Annotated in this window: 17 protein-coding genes; 2 read left to right on the top strand and 15 right to left on the bottom strand. The window is 52.5% G+C overall.

The window, feature by feature from the left end:
• Positions 1 to 209: 209 nt before the first annotated feature.
• Complete coding sequence (gene hisS / locus V5S80_RS03115) at positions 210 to 1,514, bottom strand: histidine--tRNA ligase (RefSeq protein ID WP_395169256.1); 1,305 nt, start codon at positions 1,512 to 1,514, stop codon at positions 210 to 212.
• A gap of 72 nt (positions 1,515 to 1,586) precedes the next feature.
• Positions 1,587 to 2,351, bottom strand: a complete 765-nt coding sequence (locus tag V5S80_RS03110) for an MBL fold metallo-hydrolase (protein ID WP_395169255.1) — start codon at positions 2,349 to 2,351, stop codon at positions 1,587 to 1,589.
• Between the two features lie 132 nt (positions 2,352 to 2,483).
• Between V5S80_RS03110 and V5S80_RS03105 the strand changes: the two genes are divergently transcribed.
• Positions 2,484 to 3,347, top strand: coding sequence for a peptidylprolyl isomerase (locus V5S80_RS03105; protein ID WP_395169254.1), 864 nt, complete (start codon positions 2,484 to 2,486; stop codon positions 3,345 to 3,347).
• Positions 3,348 to 3,407: 60 nt separating this feature from the next.
• On the opposite strand, the gene V5S80_RS03100 is transcribed toward V5S80_RS03105, so the two are convergent.
• Complete coding sequence (locus tag V5S80_RS03100; protein ID WP_395169253.1) at positions 3,408 to 4,073, bottom strand: MBL fold metallo-hydrolase; 666 nt, start codon at positions 4,071 to 4,073, stop codon at positions 3,408 to 3,410.
• A gap of 4 nt (positions 4,074 to 4,077) precedes the next feature.
• Entirely contained in the window at positions 4,078 to 5,214 is a 1,137-nt protein-coding gene (locus V5S80_RS03095; RefSeq protein WP_395169252.1) for an S-(hydroxymethyl)mycothiol dehydrogenase, read from the bottom strand.
• 202 nt (positions 5,215 to 5,416) lie between these two features.
• Between V5S80_RS03095 and V5S80_RS03090 the strand changes: the two genes are divergently transcribed.
• Positions 5,417 to 6,226, top strand: coding sequence for an Fpg/Nei family DNA glycosylase (locus V5S80_RS03090; RefSeq protein ID WP_395169251.1), 810 nt, complete (start codon positions 5,417 to 5,419; stop codon positions 6,224 to 6,226).
• A 53-nt stretch (positions 6,227 to 6,279) separates the two neighbouring features.
• On the opposite strand, the gene V5S80_RS03085 is transcribed toward V5S80_RS03090, so the two are convergent.
• The 11 genes from V5S80_RS03085 to pdxS all read right to left on the bottom strand — a co-directional run bounded on the left by V5S80_RS03085 (position 6,280) and on the right by pdxS (position 18,027).
• Entirely contained in the window at positions 6,280 to 8,448 is a 2,169-nt protein-coding gene (locus V5S80_RS03085) for a RelA/SpoT family protein (protein WP_395169250.1), read from the bottom strand.
• Positions 8,449 to 8,542: 94 nt separating this feature from the next.
• Positions 8,543 to 9,094 (bottom strand): adenine phosphoribosyltransferase, encoded by a 552-nt coding sequence (locus V5S80_RS03080; RefSeq protein WP_395169249.1) that lies wholly within the window; start codon positions 9,092 to 9,094, stop codon positions 8,543 to 8,545.
• A 125-nt stretch (positions 9,095 to 9,219) separates the two neighbouring features.
• Positions 9,220 to 10,449, bottom strand: a complete 1,230-nt coding sequence (secF, locus tag V5S80_RS03075; protein ID WP_395169248.1) for a protein translocase subunit SecF — start codon at positions 10,447 to 10,449, stop codon at positions 9,220 to 9,222.
• The gene (secD, locus tag V5S80_RS03070; RefSeq protein ID WP_395169247.1) at positions 10,449 to 12,425 is read right to left on the bottom strand and encodes a protein translocase subunit SecD; all 1,977 of its coding nucleotides are present in this window, start codon (positions 12,423 to 12,425) and stop codon (positions 10,449 to 10,451) included. The genes secF and secD overlap by 1 nt, the downstream gene beginning before the upstream one ends.
• Positions 12,426 to 12,641: 216 nt before the next feature.
• Positions 12,642 to 12,998, bottom strand: a complete 357-nt coding sequence (gene yajC, locus V5S80_RS03065) for a preprotein translocase subunit YajC (protein WP_395169246.1) — start codon at positions 12,996 to 12,998, stop codon at positions 12,642 to 12,644.
• Between the two features lie 136 nt (positions 12,999 to 13,134).
• Positions 13,135 to 14,154 carry a Holliday junction branch migration DNA helicase RuvB gene (gene ruvB, locus V5S80_RS03060; RefSeq protein ID WP_395169443.1) on the bottom strand — a complete coding sequence of 340 codons (1,020 nt, stop codon included), beginning with the start codon at positions 14,152 to 14,154 and terminating at the stop codon, positions 13,135 to 13,137.
• Between the two features lie 105 nt (positions 14,155 to 14,259).
• Positions 14,260 to 14,883, bottom strand: a complete 624-nt coding sequence (gene ruvA / locus V5S80_RS03055) for a Holliday junction branch migration protein RuvA (RefSeq protein ID WP_395169245.1) — start codon at positions 14,881 to 14,883, stop codon at positions 14,260 to 14,262.
• Positions 14,884 to 14,942: 59 nt separating this feature from the next.
• On the bottom strand, positions 14,943 to 15,470 hold the full coding sequence (ruvC, locus tag V5S80_RS03050; RefSeq protein ID WP_395169442.1) for a crossover junction endodeoxyribonuclease RuvC: 528 nt from the start codon (positions 15,468 to 15,470) through the stop codon (positions 14,943 to 14,945).
• A gap of 114 nt (positions 15,471 to 15,584) precedes the next feature.
• Entirely contained in the window at positions 15,585 to 16,337 is a 753-nt protein-coding gene (locus tag V5S80_RS03045; protein ID WP_395169244.1) for a YebC/PmpR family DNA-binding transcriptional regulator, read from the bottom strand.
• A gap of 125 nt (positions 16,338 to 16,462) precedes the next feature.
• Positions 16,463 to 17,098 carry a pyridoxal 5'-phosphate synthase glutaminase subunit PdxT gene (gene pdxT / locus V5S80_RS03040; RefSeq protein ID WP_395169243.1) on the bottom strand — a complete coding sequence of 212 codons (636 nt, stop codon included), beginning with the start codon at positions 17,096 to 17,098 and terminating at the stop codon, positions 16,463 to 16,465.
• Positions 17,099 to 17,103: 5 nt separating this feature from the next.
• Positions 17,104 to 18,027 carry a pyridoxal 5'-phosphate synthase lyase subunit PdxS gene (pdxS, locus tag V5S80_RS03035; RefSeq protein WP_395169242.1) on the bottom strand — a complete coding sequence of 308 codons (924 nt, stop codon included), beginning with the start codon at positions 18,025 to 18,027 and terminating at the stop codon, positions 17,104 to 17,106.
• Positions 18,028 to 18,136 lie beyond the last annotated feature (109 nt).

Below are 18,136 nucleotides of genomic sequence, written 5' to 3'. Positions count from 1 at the left end.
TATAGCACCCCTGGCTATGCAGAGGTCACGGCTATAGAGCGTCACTGGCACACTCGACCGGTGAGTTTACCCGATGACGAAACTCCTTCGGGGGGTCGCCTCACTGTTGTCAGCTTCTCTCATAGGCCAGAGAACAATCCTCGTGCTACTACCCGTCCATCTAATCCGAGTTCTCGTGGTATCTCAATGGCTGGAGTTCATATCGCAACTCAATTCTGGATTGCCTCCTGTGATGGTGACGCCAACCGTCTGTGGACTTCGTCAACGAATGTATCCAGGGAAATAGTGGTTTGTTCACCTGTCTGTAAGTCTTTTAACTGTATGGCGGATCCTGCGAGCTCATCGTCGCCGAGAACAACAGCAAAACGTGCTCCTGCGCGGTCGGCAGCCTTCATCGACCCTTTGAGACTACGCCGACCGTATGCCATGTCTGCACGCACTCCAGACTGTCGAAGAGCGTCGATGATGCTGGGCATACGCCGACAGGCTTCGCCTCCCATAGGCACGCCATATATATCGACCCTGGTGCCATCAGTGACGGTTTTCTTCTCGGTTTCCAGCGCGAGGAGTGCACGTTCAACACCAAGGCCGAATCCCACACCCGAGAGATCACGACCACCAAGTTCAGCCATCAGACCGTCATACCGCCCACCACCGCCAATCCCGGATTGGGCGCCAAGATCATCATGAACAAACTCAAAACAGGTCTTTGTGTAGTAGTCCAACCCGCGTACCATTCGCGGATTGATTGTGTAAGGAATGGACAAATCGTCCAAAAGCCCAGTGACTGTGTCAAAATGCTCACGAGCGTCACCGGAAAGATAATCAAGCATGAGAGGGGCATCTGCCGTCATGTCTTTGACCTCCGGGCGCTTATCATCAAGGATGCGGAGAGGATTGATTTCCACTCGGCGTTGCGTTTCTTCATCGAGCGGTAATGATCGCAAGAACGTTTGCAACGCCTCCTTATAGGCAGGCCGGCAGGTAGAGTCACCGAGCGAGGTCAATTCCAACCGGAATCCACTGAGGCCAATCCTGGCAAAGCTGCGGTAGGCAAGTGCGATGACTTCCACATCCAACGCTGGATCGTCGGCACCAATCGCTTCGACACCAACCTGTTGGAACTGACGATAACGTCCAGCTTGTGGTCGCTCATACCGAAAACACGGCCCAGCGTACGCAAGCTTTACAGGAAGCTGGCCACGATCGAGCCCGTGCTCGATCACAGCCCGCATGACGCCTGCCGTTCCTTCAGGGCGCAGGGTAACAGAGCGACCACCACGATCTTCGAAGGTATACATCTCCTTCGTGACGACGTCACTCGACTCTCCTACTCCCCGAGCAAATAGCGACGTATCCTCAAAGATGGGAAGCTCGACCGGCTCATATCCTGCTGTTGTTGCACAATGCTGAAACGTCGAACGAACAGCGTCGAATTCGTGCGAGTTGGGTGGCACATAATCAGGCACACCTTTAGGACCAGTGAACTTACGGGGCTTTGAGGAAGTACTCACGAGTTCACACTATAGCGAAGACCCCACAGTGATCGTCGGCCTGGCGAACCCCAGCAAAAGTAAAGACACAGCCTAGATAGCACGAAGAAATGGATTGGTAGCCAGTTCAGTTCCGATAGTTGTGGCAGGTCCATGTCCGGGACGAACCTCTGTTGAACGTGGAAGGTGCTTGACGACATCGGCCAAAGTGGACGTCATCGAGTATGGATCTGAACCGGGCAAGTCCACACGGCCCACCCCTCCCCGGAAGAGGACATCGCCGCTGAAACATGTCTCGCCAAGGAGGAACATAGTCGACCCCGGTGAATGTCCCGGTGCACCAATGACAGTAAGGGTGCCAACGGCGGTGTCAAGAGCAACCCGTTGACCTATTGCGACTTGAGGGAACGCCGCATGGTTTGGATCCGTTGCAACACCATCGTTGACGCCTGGACGACCCTTATTGTGACCATTATTAACGAAGGAGGGGTCCGACCACGGGATCGTGTAATGTTCGATTCGATTCGGCTGCTCCATAGCGTCGTGGTCCAGGACTTGATCGATCATACGAAAGAGCCCAGAGGTATCTTTCAGCATAAAATGATCAGCCGGATGGAGCCATACCGGCACCGAAAATTGATTAGCAATGACACCAGCATCACGACTGTGATCAAGGTGTCCATGTGTGAGAAATACACCCTTCACCGTGAGGTCATGATCGTCGACGTATGAGAAAACAGGCTGGTGGGCGCCATGCCCCGGATCAATCACAATCGCGTCGCTACCGCGAGAACAAAGATAGCAATTGGTACTTAATGCGCCGACAGTGAACATGGTGATGGTGACGTCGTTACTCATTAGTCCATGGTAGGCATAGTAGGATGTCGGAGCGGGAAACAGTCACCGCTAACCACGTGCATTCTTCTCATGTGCAACGACGGTTCTGCACCCGTGACCATCATTCACGAGCCTGATAGAAAGTGATTCCTAGTGAGCACCAACAAGCAAAGGCGCGAGGAAGCCTTTTCCGCCCTGGAGAAAGAGCTGAAGAAGCGTAACCGCGTAGAGAAAGCACGCCCACTGGGGGTTGTCGCCGCTACTGTGGTCATCCTTGTAGCGGTAGCTGGGGGCATTTACTGGGCTGCGACCTCCGGGGGTGACAATAAAAATAATACAGCGGCATCAAGCGATACCAGCACGGCTGAACCACAAAAGCTAAAAGACCTTCCATCGATGGTCAAAGCCAATTACGGCACATCAGTGACATGTGACTACACCAAGGTTAATCAACCCGACGCACGACCTGCTGAGCTGCCTGGCCATGACAAAATTTCGGCACAAGGAACCGTTAAAGTCACCTTGCACACAAACAGAGGTGATATTCCAGTCACAATGGATCGTTCGCAGTCCCCGTGCACTGTTAATGCCATTGAAGCTCTTGCTAAACAGGGCTACTACAACAACACTGTTTGTCATCGTTTGACCACTGATGGAATCTTCGTCCTTCAATGCGGTGACCCATCAGGTTCGGGTAAGGGCGGTCCGGGCTTTTCGTTCAAGGACGAATATCCAACGAACTCAGTGGCTGACGCTGACAAGAACCAAACGTTCCGCTACAAGCGTGGGACTCTAGCTATGGCTAACTCTGGCGAGAATACCAACGGCTCGCAGTTCTTCTTGGTCTATAAAGATTCACCACTACCGCCTAAGTACAACGTCTTCGGGTCAATCTCTGACGACGGGCTTAAGACCATCGATGGCATTGCAGCTAAGGGCGCGACAGAACCTCAAGGAGATGGGGGCAACACGGCGCCGAAAGAAGAAGTCAAAATCTCGAAGGCCGCCGTCAGTTAGGCCCTGCGAGCCGACACTCACCGTGGTTACTGAGGTCAAAGGTGTGGCTTGTTCCTGACCTCAGTAACCACGGTCAATCCACTCCTCGATGTGCGGAGCTTCCTCACCAATCGACGTCGCGTCACCGTGGCCGGTATACACTTCAGTGCTACCTGGCAGCGTCAAGATACGCGTCGTGAGAGATTCAATAATTGTTGGGAATGACGACCACGACCGGCCTGTCGCGCCTGGACCACCTGCGAACAACGTGTCGCCGGAGAAAAGAACTGCAGCTTCCGGCAAATAAAAACAGCAGGACCCGGGTGAATGTCCCGGCGTGTTAATGACCGAGAGTCTGGTGTCAGCAATCGTAAAGGTTTGCCCATCGGAGAGGTCGTCGTGGGTGACATGAGGATGGGTATCGTCCCATAACATCTGATCACCAGGATGAAGGAAGATACGCGTGTCCAACGTGGTTGCTAGTGCTGGCGCCACGGTGATGTGGTCATTATGTGCGTGAGTACACATAATCCCCTTGACCTCACGTCCATTGACCGCATCGATAATTGGTTCTGCTGAATGTGCCGCGTCGATAACGATGCATTCAGACTCATCACCGATTACCCAAACATTGTTATCGACTTCCCATTCCCCGCCATCGAGCGTGAATGTTCCGTGTGTTACCACGCGGCTAATCTTCAGCCCAGTGACACTCGTACCCTCGGTTGTGAGTCTCCATGTATCCATCGCGTTATACCACCATCACAGATCGCAGGACGTTTCCGTTCTTCATTGTTTCAAAACCATCCTCAACCTCAGACATGCCAATACGTTCGGTGACGAACTTGTCTAAAGGGAACTTTCCCTGCTGAAAAAGAGTCACATATCTCGGGAAGTCGCGTTCAGGCAGACAATCGCCATACCAGGATGGTTTGATCGCTCCCCCGTGAGAAAAAAGATCTACAAACGGCAGTTCGAGCGTCATGTCCGGTGTCGGAACACCAACGAGGATGACGCGCCCCGCAAGATCGCGCATGTAGAACGCTTGAGTAAAAGTTTGCGGACTACCGACTGCATCTATTGCAACATCGACTCCGAAGCCATTAGTTAATGCTTTCACAGCGTTGACAACTGGCTGATTTTCAGGAGAAATATCATCCTCATCGCGAGAGGCGGTCAAGGTGCTTGGGTTAATCGTGTGCGTTGCCCCGAATTCCTTGGCCGTTGTCAGTTTGCCATCAGAAAGATCAATGGCGATCACCGTGGTGGCGCCGGCGAGCACGGCGCCAGCTATAGCAGCCATGCCGACGCCGCCTGCGCCGATGACTGCGACCGACTCCCCTGCTTTGATCTCCCCAGTATTCACAGCAGCGCCAAGGCCGGCCATCACTCCACATCCCAGTAAGCCTGCTGCCGCTGGATCAACATCGGGATCAACCTTTGTGCACTGCTTTTCGTGGACTAAGGTCTTTTCGGCGAAGGCACCGATTCCTAGCGCTGGTGTTACTTTAGTGCCATTTGTCAAGGTCATCGGCTTGGAGGCATTAAATGTGTTAAAACACAGGTGTTGTTCTCCACGTTGACACGCGCGGCACTCACCACATACTGCGCGCCAGTTGAGAACCACAGTATCTCCCTCAGCGACGTGAGTGACTCTGGGGCCGATATGGTCCACAACGGCGGTTGCTTCGTGGCCAAGTAAAAATGGATAGTCGTCGGTGATGCCACCATCACGGTACGCCATGTCGGTGTGGCACAGTCCACATGTTTTGATGGCTACAATGACGTCGTTGTCGCCTGGCTCTGGGATAACAATGTCTGTAACCTCGACGGGTGCTTTCTTTCGCCGGGAGATAACACCTTTTACTGTTTGTGATGCTGTTGTCATGAATACAACCCTTTCTCGTTAACGAACCAACGTTGAGTGTAATGAAGACTCGCATACTCTGCTGTGGTAAGAAAAAGTATGGATTTGTCTGTGTTTTTGTTTGATCTTACAAATGTGACTGAGGTTGGGAAAGACACATTAATATGAATCGTTGTCATTAACTATCGTTAGAACACGCACCTATCCATGAAGGAAACGCAGAGTGCCAGAAGGTCATGTTATTCATCGACTCGCATCAACCCTCAACAGCGAGTTTGCCGGCCACGATGTTGATGTCAGCTCACCACAAGGGCGGTTTACCACAGAAGCTGCTCAGATAAACCACACGACACTGACGCAGGCCGTGGCTTATGGCAAACATTTATTCATTGACTTCGGAGCCCATCAGCCGGCGCACATCATCTATATCCATCTTGGTCTTATTGGTAGTCTCCGATTTTCTGATCTCGCCATACCAACCGGCCAGGTGCGACTACGCATCGCCACATCATCACGTGCAGCCGATTTACGTGGGCCACAATGGTGCAAACTTATTACCGACGACGAAAAGGACAGTGTCATTGACAAGCTCGGCGCTGATCCGCTGGCGCCACGGGCCGATCCTAAGCCTAGTTTTACCCGAGTGAAACGTTCGTCGAAACCAATTAGCACCATCCTGATGGATCAGCACATATTTGCCGGAGTGGGCAATATTTACCGAGCAGAGACACTATTTAGACTAGGTCTTAATCCACAACGTCGGGGTAAAGATCTCACTAACGATGAACTTGAGGCAATCTGGGATGATCTCGTTGCCACCATGACCCGTGGTGTGCAGGTCGGACGAATCGACACCGTGCGACCAGAGCATATGCCAGAAGCGATGAACCGCGAGCCTCGCGTCGACGCCCACGGTGGCGAAGTGTATGTGTACCGACGTGCAGGCCTCGCCTGCTACGTCTGTGGCACTCTCATTGAGGAAAAGAAGATCGACGGGCGAAACCTATTTTGGTGTCCCACGTGTCAGGCTTGAAAAGCTGGCAAAGAGATCCTGTACTGGTGTGAAATACCCGCGGAGCACTCCTACTAGCCGCCTGAAGTCACGCGAAACACGTCAAAGACGCCTTCAATGTTCCTCAACTGCGTCATGAGGTATCCCAATTGCTTAATGTCAGAGACTTCAAAAGTGAACCGAACCACTGCAACTCGATCCTCAGCGGTATGAGAATTCGTGGCCAGGATAGCAACGTTCTGGTCTGATACCGCCCGCGTCACATCAGACAGAAGACCCTGACGGTCAAGCCCTTCGATTTGAAGTGTCACCGTAAACACAGCTCCACTACGCTCAGCTGCCCACGACACTGAAATGAGACGCTCAGGTTCCTCCCGCAACTTCGGCGCATTGGTGCAATCGGTCCGGTGAACGCTTACGCCGCCTCCCCGGGTCACGAAACCAAAGATATCGTCACCCGGTACTGGTGTACAGCACCTCGCCAATTTCGCCATGTAATCGGCATTACCGTCAACAAGCACTCCGGCAGAATCTGCACGTGCATTTTTCTTTGACCGAAGCTGTGATAACGGGGTACGGGCCGCTAACGCGTTTTCTGCTTCCTCTTGTCCACCGAACTGTTCCATCAATAAGTTGACGACACGTCCAGCAGGGATGTTGTTGTGTCCGATCGCTGTGTAGAGCTGATCAACCGAGCCAAAACTTAACTGCCCAGCAATAGCCTGCATGGATTCCGGTGTAAACAGCCGATGGAGCGGGAGCCCTCCACGTTGGATTTCCGCAGCGAGAGCATCTCGGCCCGCCTCGAGCGCTACTTCTCGTCGTTCCTTAGCGAACCATTGACGGATTTTGGTCTTCGCCCGGGGTGAAACAACAAACGATTCCCAATCCTTCGACGGCCCAGCTTCTGGATCTTTCGAGGTGAAGACCTCAACCCGATCCCCCGTGTGTAGTGTTGACTCGAGAGCTATTAGCTTACCGTTCACTTTCGCACCGATACACCGGTGCCCAACTTCGGTGTGTACAGCATACGCGAAATCAACGGGCGTCGATCCCGACGGCAATGTAATAGCATCGCCTTTCGGGGTGAACGCGAAAATCTGGTTCGCGGATAGATCAAACCGTAGATTTTCCATGAACTCGTTTGGATCGGCAGATTCACGTTGCCAATCGAGGAGCTGGCGCATCCACGCCATCTGATCAAGTTCTTTTGCAGAGCCTTTGTTACTCCCTTTTGTCTCCTTATATCTCCAGTGCGCTGCAATACCGAACTCAGCGTTGTAATGCATCTCATGAGTACGAATTTGTATCTCAAGTGGCTTGTTATCGGGGCCAATCACCGTGGTGTGGAGGGATTCATACACGCCATACCGCGGCGTCGAAATATAGTCCTTAAATCGGCCCGGCATGGGCTGGTAGAGCGTATGTACTGCACCAAGGGCCGCGTAGCATTCCTGTATGGAATCAACAAGCACACGAACCCCAACCAGGTCAAAGATCTCATCGAAGTCACGTCCCCGAACGATCATTTTCTGGTAGATCGACCAGTAATGTTTTGGTCGGCCGACGACCTCCGTGCTGATGTGGTAGTCCTTGAGTCGTGCCTGCAATTCCGTGGATACTCGAGCGATATACTGGTCCCGCTTTGGTGCGCGGTTAGCGACCAATCGCACGACTTCTTGATATTTTTTTGGATACAGAATAGCGAATGAGAGATCTTCGAGTTCCCACTTCACCGTTGCCATACCTAAGCGATGAGCCAAGGGGGCGATGACTTCAAGTGTTTGGCGGGCTTTCTTGCCTTGCTTTTCAGGTGGGAGGAAACGCATCGTCCGCATGTTGTGTAGACGGTCAGCAACCTTAATTACCAAAACGCCAGGATCATCCGCCATCGCGACAATCATCTTTCTGATTGTCTCAGCTTCGGCTGCCGAACCTAGAGCAACTTTATCGAGTTTTGTCACACCGTCGACAAGGTGAGCAACCTCCGGGCCAAAATCATGCTCCAATTCATCGAGAGTGTACTCGGTATCTTCTACCGTATCGTGGAGCAATGCTGCGATGATAGTGGTTGTGTCCATGCCAATTTCAGCACAGATAGTCGCCACGGCAAGAGGATGCGTGATATAGGGTTCACCCGATTTCCTGAACACGCCATCATGAAGTTGTGCGGCTGTCTCATACGCACGGTTGATCAGGAAAACGTTGGCTTTGGGGTGAACTTTACGATGGATCGTTAGCATTGGTTCAAGGACTGGATTGTACCTAGCACGATTCTGGCCTGTGAGGCTGCGTGCCAGGCGTGCGCTCACCGAGCCTACGCGTGAAGGCGACCGGTCACTCACTATGCTCTCCCACAACAGTGAGTGGGAGATCCGCTAACCGTTTACGACCTCCCAAGGCTTGAACTTCGAGGACAACGGCCAACCCAGCGACAGTAGCGCCGGCATCGTCAAGTAGTTCACGAGACGCACACAGCGTTCCTCCTGTCGCAAGCACGTCATCGATAAGGACGACATTCTTGCCTCGGAGATCGATGCCGTCCCGAGGAATTTCCAGTGCAGACTCTCCGTATTCAAGGTTGTAGCTGCGGTGGAAAACTGGTGGCGGTAATTTACCTTCCTTACGGACAGCAAGAATACCAAGTCCCAACCGGTATGCCACCGCAGAACCCAGAAGGAAACCACGAGCATCCAACCCACCGATAATATCGGCATCGTATCGCTCGGCAGCTTCAGCTAGCTCGTCAACAATCAAACGAAATGCCTGAGCGTCCGCCAACACCGGAGTCAGGTCTTCAAAGACAACATTTTGGGCGGGGAATCCTGGCACTCGCCGAATGAGGTCCGTCACTGCATCGGCTGCGGATGGGTACTCACTGTGAGTCATCTATTTTGGTCTTTCTTCGATCAATCCACGTTCCACAGACCCCAGTAATTGAGGCGTTAGGAACAAGGTTACTCACAGCACACTAACCGACAACAGGAAACCCCGCCCATTGTCGGTGGAGAACTCTAGTCCTCGTCGTATCCGTGGGAACTATGGTGCCGGCGAACATCGGGACGCCACGATGCCCCGCCAGATTCAAAGCTGTGGAAATCGTCAGCTCGAAAATTCCGATCGGACTGTTGATAGGTGGTACGGGTTCCTCTACCCCGCGACGGGCGGCCTGAGCGAGTTGTACTCGCGGCCTCATCGCAAAGATCAGTGTCATCCGACGGAGATAAAACCTCATCATGGTCCACTGATCCCTGACGACGTGCGGCTTCAACACGCTTGGTGTGCTCAGCATATTTCTTCTGACGTGCCTTTAACGACACCAGAATAGGTGTAGCGAGGAAGATTGACGAGAATGTACCTTCGACGACACCAATTAACTGCACCAGTGAGAGGTCTTTAAGCGTGCCGACACCCAACAGCCATACTGCCACAATCATCAGCGCACCGATGGGAAGGATTGAGAACAGTGACGTGGAGATGGACCTCATCATGGTCTGATTCACGGCTAGGTTGGCTTGTTCAGGATACGTTGACGTCATAGTCGTCGTAAGACCCGCAGTATTTTCGTGAACTTTATCGAATACGACCACGGTATCGTAGAGCGAGTACGACAGCACAGTGAGCAAACCGATCACGGAGGCTGGAGAGACTTCAAATCCAACGATTGAGTAGAGTCCCAACACCACGATGGCATCAATACCAAGGGCGATGATCGCTGAAATAGCCATATCACGTTCAAACCGAACCGTGATGTAAAGGAAGATCAACGCGAGGAAGACAACTAGCGCTAAAACCATACGGTGAGTAACCGTCGACCCCCACGAATTACTTACGGTGGAATCGCCGATCGAATCGGGTGTCACCTTCCCTGTCGCATCCTTGGGATGATACTTCGAGAATAGCGCCTCCCGCGCTTGTGATATCTCCTTATCATTGAGATGTTTCGACTCAATTTCGACGTTCCGCGCATCGCCAGAGCCAATAATTTGAACGTGCTGCGCTTCCACACCTGTTGCATCATGGAAAGTACCCGCTACTTCCGTCGTGGAGACCGCACCAGCCGGCATCGTGATTTTGGTACCACCCTCAAAATCAATGCCGAGGGTGAAACCACGGACAATGATAGAGATCAGGCAGATTGCCAAGATCACTCCGTAGATTCCATACCAGCGTCGTCGATGAGAGACGAAATCGATTCCACCTTCGCCGGTATAAATACGCTCGAAGAAGGGCCTCTTACTCATTATTTCTCCTCCTTCGAAGTATTAGCGGCGTGTGAGTCGCCAGACTGTGGTTCATCGGATGCTGGGAGGCTGTCGGCGAGTTTGATGTGCTGTCGACGTGGGGCCTGGTTTTCCCCCTCATTCTCGGCGCGCTCAACATCATAGGGAAGTTTGATGCCTGCAGCTCGACGCCTCTGCGCAACCCGCATGACTGCTCCAAGGCCATTAACAGATGGCTTCGAGAAGAACGGCTGACGTGACGCAACGATGATCAATGGAGCAGAAACGAGGAACACAACGAATAAATCAAAGATCGTTGTGAGTCCAAGGGTGAATGCAAAGCCTTTCACATCACCGACGGCCAAAATATAGAGGACAACCGCAGCAATCAACGAGACCAAGTTACCGGACAAAATCGTCCGACGTGCGCGTTCCCATGCCTTGGGAACCGCCGATCTAAACGTTCGTCCGTCCCGGATTTCATCTTTAATACGTTCAAAGTACACGACGAATGAATCGGCAGTTGTTCCAATACCGATGATTAAGCCCGCGATCCCTGCAAGGTCAAGGCTGTAACCGACCCAGCGACCCAACAACACCAGGCTGCCGTAGATCAGAAGGGAGGCCAGCAGCAGGGAGAAGATCGTCACGATACCGAGGCCACGGTAATAAGCTAAGGCGTAGAGCGCGACCAAAATCAAGCCGATTCCACCAGCAATAAGACCTGCTTTCAGAGAAGCAAACCCGAGGGTCGCAGGAATGGTGGTTGCTGTTCCGCCCTTCTCACCATTCTCTCCGGCAAAGCTGATCGGCAATGCACCATACTTCAGGTTGTTTGCCAAGTCTTTAGCTTCAGCCTCTGAGAACTTGCCAGTGATTTGCGTCGTTGAACCTGCAGGTGTGGGAGATTGAATTGTCGGGGCCGAAATCACTTCTGAATCGAGAGTGATAGCTACCTGCTGCCCCTGGTATTTCTTTGTCACTTCGGCCCATGTATCGCCGCCTTTGTCTTTATTGGACGACTTGAATTTGAAGGTGATGGCCATTTGACCGCTGGTGGAATCAAAACCGCCGTTGATCGGAGAATCGGTATCAATTTCCTGACCTGTTAAGCGCTTAGGGTCTTTTTTGTCCTCTTCACCGACCAATGCAGGTGATGGTGCAAGTAGATGAACCTGTTTTTCCTGGTCACAGGTCACTAATGGTTTCGATGGATCATCTTGGCCCGCTAACGGATCTGATCCGTTGCATTTTAAGAGAGACCCTGCTGCCTGTAAGGATGTTGGATCGTCGGACTGACGATCTTTGAGCAGCATCGCAGAATTCTTCTCGCGAAGCTTATTTTCTTCAATCGAGTTAGCCGGCTTCGTTGCTGGTTGTGCCGTAATTTTCATGGACTCGGGTACAGCAAACAGTGGCTGCCCCTGCCCTTGAGCGGCGCTATTGGCTTGCTCTAATTGTTTTTTGAGCTGGTCAAGAGTTTTCTGAGCGTCGTTTGGTGCAAGCACATCGGCTTCGACCCACCGATTCGCCATATCAACAACCGTCTGCGCTAACTTGCCACGGTCGGCACCTTGCAAAGCAGCTTGGTCGTTGAGGACTGGCCTGAACAACAATTGGGAAGTTTGGCCCAAATTTCGCGCTTGCGCAGAATCGTCCCCTGGGACCGTGATAACCAGGGTATTTCCGTCGGTTTGAACGGTTGCGCCAGAGACACCCATACCGTTGACGCGGTTTTCTAGGATCTTCCGTGCCTGCTCAAGCTGGTCATTAGATGGTTGGGATCCCTGTGGGACCAACGTCACTCGGGTACCACCTTGAAGATCGATACCCAATTTGGGGTTCGGCTTCTTGTTTCCAGTGAGAAACACGAGAAGATAAACCGCCACAAGAAAAATGACGAAGAGACCGATAGCACGATACGGCCACCGGGTTTTCGTCACACGCGCTCTGTTCTTCCGGGCTGCCAAAAGAGTCTCCCGTCCTATGAAGGTCATATTTGCCTCATACAGGCCTATCAAACTTCACAAAGTTTACTCTGTGAGCTGTTGCTGTGAACGTCATGCCCCGAGTGTTTCTTATGAGCCCACCCTCGGACCATCATGAGGCAAAAACTATTGAGTTTGGTACACGGAGGCGAAGTGTACCCGTGTCGTCAGTATCCGAATACCTAAGCGGTAGCTACGGTGACGGTACCCGGGTCTTACATCAATTCAGTGATCTCTCGACGACGTATTGAGTGTGGAGCTTGCATCTCCTCCCTCGTCTTGCGCAACAATATCCGCAGAATCGTTGGGGTCCTCTGAGGATACTTCGTGCTTTAATACAGGCCCAATAATGCCTTTCACGGACCACTCAACCACAATCCCAGGTGCGATGTTGAGGTCCAGCACGTCCCCATGCACCGCGACAACAACCCCGTGTAATCCCCCGGCAGTTTCAACAGCCATACCTGGCTTCAACTGTGACCGAAACTCATGGATACGCTTCATACTTTTGTTCTGCCGAACAATTTGCATGATGGGCAAGGCTAAGAAAAGGATGAGGACGATTATCCAAGGACCATTCATGGCCACCATCTTGGCATAAAAAGCGGAGATGAAGTCAACTCAGTCATTTCTGTAGTCCTTAACCCTCCCCTATTAGATCAACACGTCGACACGGACCGATATGACGCGTACCTCGACGATGATCGTGCTCTTGTGTTCAGGAAAGAGCGCCAATGGTTCCTTCTGGAGCATCCAGCCCCTGGTGTTCCCACGCAGCCGCCGTTGCGATACGACCGCGTGGCGTCCGGGCAATCATGCCAGCCCGAATAAGGTACGGTTCGCACACTTCCTCAACAGTCGTGGGTTCCTCACCAACCGCAAGAGCTAAAGTCGATATACCGACAGGACCGCCGCCGTGTCCCCGTACTAGTGCGTCAAGAACTCCTCGATCGAGGCGGTCAAGTCCTTTTTCATCAACATCAAAAACGAGGAGGGCTGCTCTGGCGGATTCTAATGTAATTACCCCACCCGAGTGGACATCGGCGTAGTCCCTGACACGTCGCAGTAAGCGGTTGGCGATACGTGGGGTGCCCCGACTACGGGAAGCAATCTCTCGCGATGCCTCGTCATGAATAGCTATGTTGAGTAAACGTGCAGCACGTGTCACGACTTTCGTCAGATCATCTGTGGAATAGAATTCCATCTGTGCAGTGAAGCCAAAGCGGTCACGCAATGGACCTGTCAACATTCCTGCCCGGGTTGTTGCCCCCACCAGGGTAAATTGAGGAAGATCTAGAGGAATGCTCGTTGCGCCTGGACCTTTACCAACAATAACGTCGATACGGAAATCTTCCATCGCCATGTACAGCATTTCTTCTGCGGGTCGTGCCATGCGGTGAATCTCGTCAATGAAAAGAACGTCGCCGTCCATAAGGTTTGACAGCATAGCGGCGAGATCACCGGTTTTTTCCAGTGCGGGCCCAGACGTCATGCGTAGAGACGTCCCCATTTCCTGGGCAATAATCATGGCCATCGTTGTTTTACCTAAACCGGGTGGGCCTGCTAGCAAAATGTGATCAGGTGCTACCCCGCGAGACTGAGCGCCAGAGAGAACCAGTGTAAGTTGCTTCCGAACCTTAGGTTGGCCAATAAACTCATCCAAACTGCGTGGTCGCAGAGAAAATTCCTGGTCTCCATCGCCACACTGTTCAGTTGGATCAACAGCCCGATGTTCCATGGCGTTACCGTGTGGATGTCCCCCCACGAACGTACTATTCGACTGCGGTGCGCCGATATTATTTCCTGGAAGTCGGAACTCAGTCTTTTCGATATTTCCCATCGGCTAAGCCCTCTCCGACGATAAGGCCTGCAGCGCGCGTTTCAATATAGTCGACACCGATCCCCCACTCTTGGCAGCAGAGCGCGCCGAACTCTCGGCGTCCTTTTCTGGGAATCCGAGTTCCACAAGGGCCTGGACTACAGTGCCTATACTGCCATCTTGAGAGGCTGCCGTAGCCTGTCCGCTGGCGGCATGTGTACCGTCGTCGGCCGTGCCTGAGACAGCGAACTTAGCCACTTTCGACTTTAAGTCGACGATGATCCGCTCAGCAGTTCGTTTGCCGATACCCTTCACCATCTTTAACGCAGCATCATCGCCCGTTGCGATGATACGCGCAAAATCACTGGGATTGTAGATGGAACAAATCGCCAGTGCTGAAGTGGGCCCCACACCAGATACTGTTCGAAGCAGGGTGAACATTGTGCGAGAATCGTCGGATTCAAAAGCATAAAGGTCGATACCATCGTCACGGATATTCATCGTGACAAGGATTCGGGCCATCTCCCCCTGTCTTAATCTTCCCAACAGTGACGGTGTAGCAGTAGCTCGATATCCGACACCAGAGCACTCGATGACAACATGATTGAGTCCGACATGTAGTACCTCGCCGTGCAATGAATCGATCACGGAGACCTCTTTTCTCTACTCAGGACTATCACATCCCGCCTATGTACAGCGACGTGACATTACCGATGTCGTGAAGCTCGCCACCCTGGGTTCTCTCCGCCAGTTAATTCCAGCATGGGAGCACGCCAGCAATGACAGATGGCGAGTGCCAATGCGTCTGCAGCATCAGCCGGCCGCGGAGGTTCAGCCAAACCTAAGAGACGGGTGACCATCGCGGTTACCTGCTTCTTATCTGCACGTCCATTGCCTGACACAGCTTTTTTCACCTCGCTCGGCGTGTACATGTACACCGGAATGTCTCTCCGTGCTGCACAGACGATGATCACGCCTACTGCATGTGCCGTCTGCATCACGGTTGAGACAACCCCGCGTTCAAATACACGTTCGATAGCAAGCATATCCGGGCAATACTCATCCATCCACTCGTCAATCTTCGCGGAAATATCAAGAAGACGAGTCGAGAGGTCATCAGACGCATCTGTTCTGATCACGCCCACCGCTACAGGGAACACAGACCGCCCTCGCCCGGCTTGCACAGTAGAAATTCCACATCGAGTTAACCCTGGGTCGACGCCCATCACCCGCATTCCCTGCAAAGAACGCGAGCCCACGGTGTGTTGTTGGCCGCCGGCAGACTGGTGTCCAGGTCCGTCAGCTGCCGGGCTCTGGACAGACTTCTCCATAAGGATCGGACCTCAGCGCTAGCTATCGAGCTCAGCAAGGACCTCATCTGAGAGGTCCATATTGGTGTAGACGTTCTGGACGTCATCAGAATCTTCAAGCGCGTCAATAAGAGTGAAAATTTTCCGCGCACCACCAGCATCAAGTGCAACTGTCACATCTGCTCGGTAATCTGGTTCAGCCGAGTCGTAGTCTAACCCAGCGTCTTTGAGTGCATCACGAATAGCGGAAAAATCCCCTGCCGAGCAAACGACCTCGAAATTTTCCCCCACATCATTAACCTCTTCAGCACCTGCATCAAGCACGGCTAACAAAATTTCATCTTCAGTATTACCCTCCTTGGGAAGCAGGACAACACCTTTACGGTTGAACATGTAGGCGACGGAACCAGCATCCGCCATATTTCCACCATTTTTGTTCATTGCCGTGCGAACATCGGTTGCGGCACGGTTACGGTTATCGGTCAAGCATTCGATGAGAATGGCAACGCCGCCATTGCCATACCCCTCGTAGGTGACGGTCTCCCAGTCTGCACCACCAGCTTCTTCACCCGAACCACGCTTACGTGCACGTTCGATGTTGTCGTTCGGCACTGACGCTTTCTTAGCTTTCTTGATCATGTCGTCAAGCGTCGGATTTGCAGAGGGATCCCCACCGCCTGTGCGAGCGGCGACTTCAATATTCTTAATTAGCTTAGCAAATTCTTTCCCACGTTTGGCGTCATTCGCAGCCTTCTTATGTTTGGTGGTTGCCCATTTAGAGTGCCCACTCATACTCGTTGTACTCCCTCAGTTGTTAAGATAAATTCAAACCCTGCGAGGTCATGATCGACACCATAGTAATACTCCTCCGAGTAATGACACGAGGCGGCACCGATACTAGCCACTCCTTGTCTGACCTACACCATCGACTCCATCACCATGGACACAAAATAGTCATGAACGCGGCTATCATCGGTGACTTCAGGATGAAATGACGTCGCGAGTACATGACCAGCGCCATTACCAGACCGAACTGCGACTACAGCTCCCGCATGCGGCCCCTGTGGGACACGAGCAAGAACAGCAGTGTCCGGGCCTACCGATTCAACCCACGGTGCACGAATAAACACTGCATGGACCGGATCGTCAATCCCGTCAAAATCAAGGTCAGTCTCAAAAGAATCAACTTGGCGGCCAAAAGCGTTCCGTTGGACAGTAATATCTAGGGCAGACAAGCAGTGCGCGTCTGGGCGAGTGCCCCTAACGTCACTGGCCAATAAGATCATTCCTGCACACGTCCCAAACGTTGGGGTTCCATCGTTAATCTTCCTCATCAAGGGATCTAACAGCCCACCAAGCTCGAGAAGCTTAGACATTGTCGTGGACTCTCCCCCAGGAAGTATCAGGCCGTCAAGATTTTCAAGATGTGAAGCTCTCCGGACCAGACGAGATGCCACCCCAAGACAGTCAAGCGTTCGCTGATGCTCAGTCACTCCACCCTGGACAGCAAGAATGCCGATTAACGGTCGACGTGCGTGTCCGCTCGTATCCATCCCCCTTACCAACCGCGCTCTGCCAAACGATGAGGCTTCGGAATGTCATCGACATTGATACCCACCATCGCTTCGCCTAGACCACGGGATACATTGGCAACGGTCTCAGGGTCGTCGAAATTCTGCGTAGCCTGCACGATTGCGCGAGCACGATGCTCAGGGTTACCGGATTTGAAAATACCTGAACCAACGAACACCCCTTCGGCCCCCAATTGCATCATCATGGCGGCGTCAGCGGGAGTAGCGATCCCACCCGCAGTAAAGAGAACAACTGGGAGAGAACCACGCATAGCAACGTCCCGCACCAACTCATACGGAGCCTGAAGTTCTTTCGCAGCAACATATAATTCGTCAGGTGCCATCGACCTCAGTTTATTGATTGACGCGCGGATGGTTCGCATATGTGTCACAGCATTCGACACATCACCTGTTCCTGCCTCCCCTTTCGAGCGAATCATGGCAGCACCTTCATTGATACGGCGGAGTGCCTCACCAAGGTTCGTCGCGCCACAAACAAACGGAACAGTGAAATCGAACTTGTCGATGTGATGAGAGTAGTCCGCAGGGGTCAATACCTCTGATTCGTCAATGAAATCGACGCCGAGCGACTGTAAAATCTGTGCTTCAACAAAGTGGCCGATACGAGCTTTCGCCATGACAGGGATGGAAACAGCATTAATGATTCCTTCTATCATGTCGGGATCTGACATCCGGGAAACGCCACCTTCAGCCCGGATATCAGCAGGTACACGCTCCAATGCCATGACAGCTGTCGCGCCTGCATCCTCAGCAATTTTTGCTTGCTCCGGAGTCACGACATCCATGATGACTCCGCCTTTGAGCATCTCTGCTAAGCCTCGCTTCACCCTGGCTGTTCCTTGAGAACCGCCCGTTGTCTGTCGTCCGTTACCGTTCGCGCTATCACTCATTCGGATGTTCTTCTCCTTAAGATATGGACTGGGCTGTCTAAGTTCTGTCGAAAGATTAGTCTACTTACTTGCCATGACGGCTGGAAAACCTTCATCTATTCATAGAATT

Origin of the sequence: Corynebacterium sp. PCR 32, from assembly GCF_037464985.1 — a bacterium.
GTDB lineage: Bacteria > Actinomycetota > Actinomycetes > Mycobacteriales > Mycobacteriaceae > Corynebacterium > Corynebacterium kroppenstedtii_D.
Note: the sequence above shows the minus strand (reverse complement) of the source record. Positions and strands in the feature narration are given on the sequence as shown.

Bases quoted from the DNA above. Each gene is read 5' to 3' on its own strand.
- V5S80_RS03110 (WP_395169255.1), bottom strand. From the start codon at position 2,351: ATGAGTAACGACGTCACCATCACCATGTTCACTGTCGGCGCATTAAGT.
- V5S80_RS03100 (WP_395169253.1), bottom strand. From the start codon at position 4,073: ATGGATACATGGAGACTCACAACCGAGGGTACGAGTGTCACTGGGCTG.
- V5S80_RS03095 (WP_395169252.1), bottom strand. From the start codon at position 5,214: ATGACAACAGCATCACAAACAGTAAAAGGTGTTATCTCCCGGCGAAAG.
- V5S80_RS03085 (WP_395169250.1), bottom strand. From the start codon at position 8,448: ATGCTAACGATCCATCGTAAAGTTCACCCCAAAGCCAACGTTTTCCTG.
- V5S80_RS03080 (WP_395169249.1), bottom strand. From the start codon at position 9,094: ATGACTCACAGTGAGTACCCATCCGCAGCCGATGCAGTGACGGACCTC.
- secF (WP_395169248.1), bottom strand. From the start codon at position 10,449: ATGAGTAAGAGGCCCTTCTTCGAGCGTATTTATACCGGCGAAGGTGGA.
- secD (WP_395169247.1), bottom strand. From the start codon at position 12,425: ATGACCTTCATAGGACGGGAGACTCTTTTGGCAGCCCGGAAGAACAGA.
- yajC (WP_395169246.1), bottom strand. From the start codon at position 12,998: ATGAATGGTCCTTGGATAATCGTCCTCATCCTTTTCTTAGCCTTGCCC.
- ruvB (WP_395169443.1), bottom strand. From the start codon at position 14,154: ATGGAACATCGGGCTGTTGATCCAACTGAACAGTGTGGCGATGGAGAC.
- ruvC (WP_395169442.1), bottom strand. From the start codon at position 15,470: ATGCGGGTGATGGGCGTCGACCCAGGGTTAACTCGATGTGGAATTTCT.
- V5S80_RS03045 (WP_395169244.1), bottom strand. From the start codon at position 16,337: ATGAGTGGGCACTCTAAATGGGCAACCACCAAACATAAGAAGGCTGCG.
- pdxT (WP_395169243.1), bottom strand. From the start codon at position 17,098: ATGGATACGAGCGGACACGCACGTCGACCGTTAATCGGCATTCTTGCT.
- pdxS (WP_395169242.1), bottom strand. From the start codon at position 18,027: ATGAGTGATAGCGCGAACGGTAACGGACGACAGACAACGGGCGGTTCT.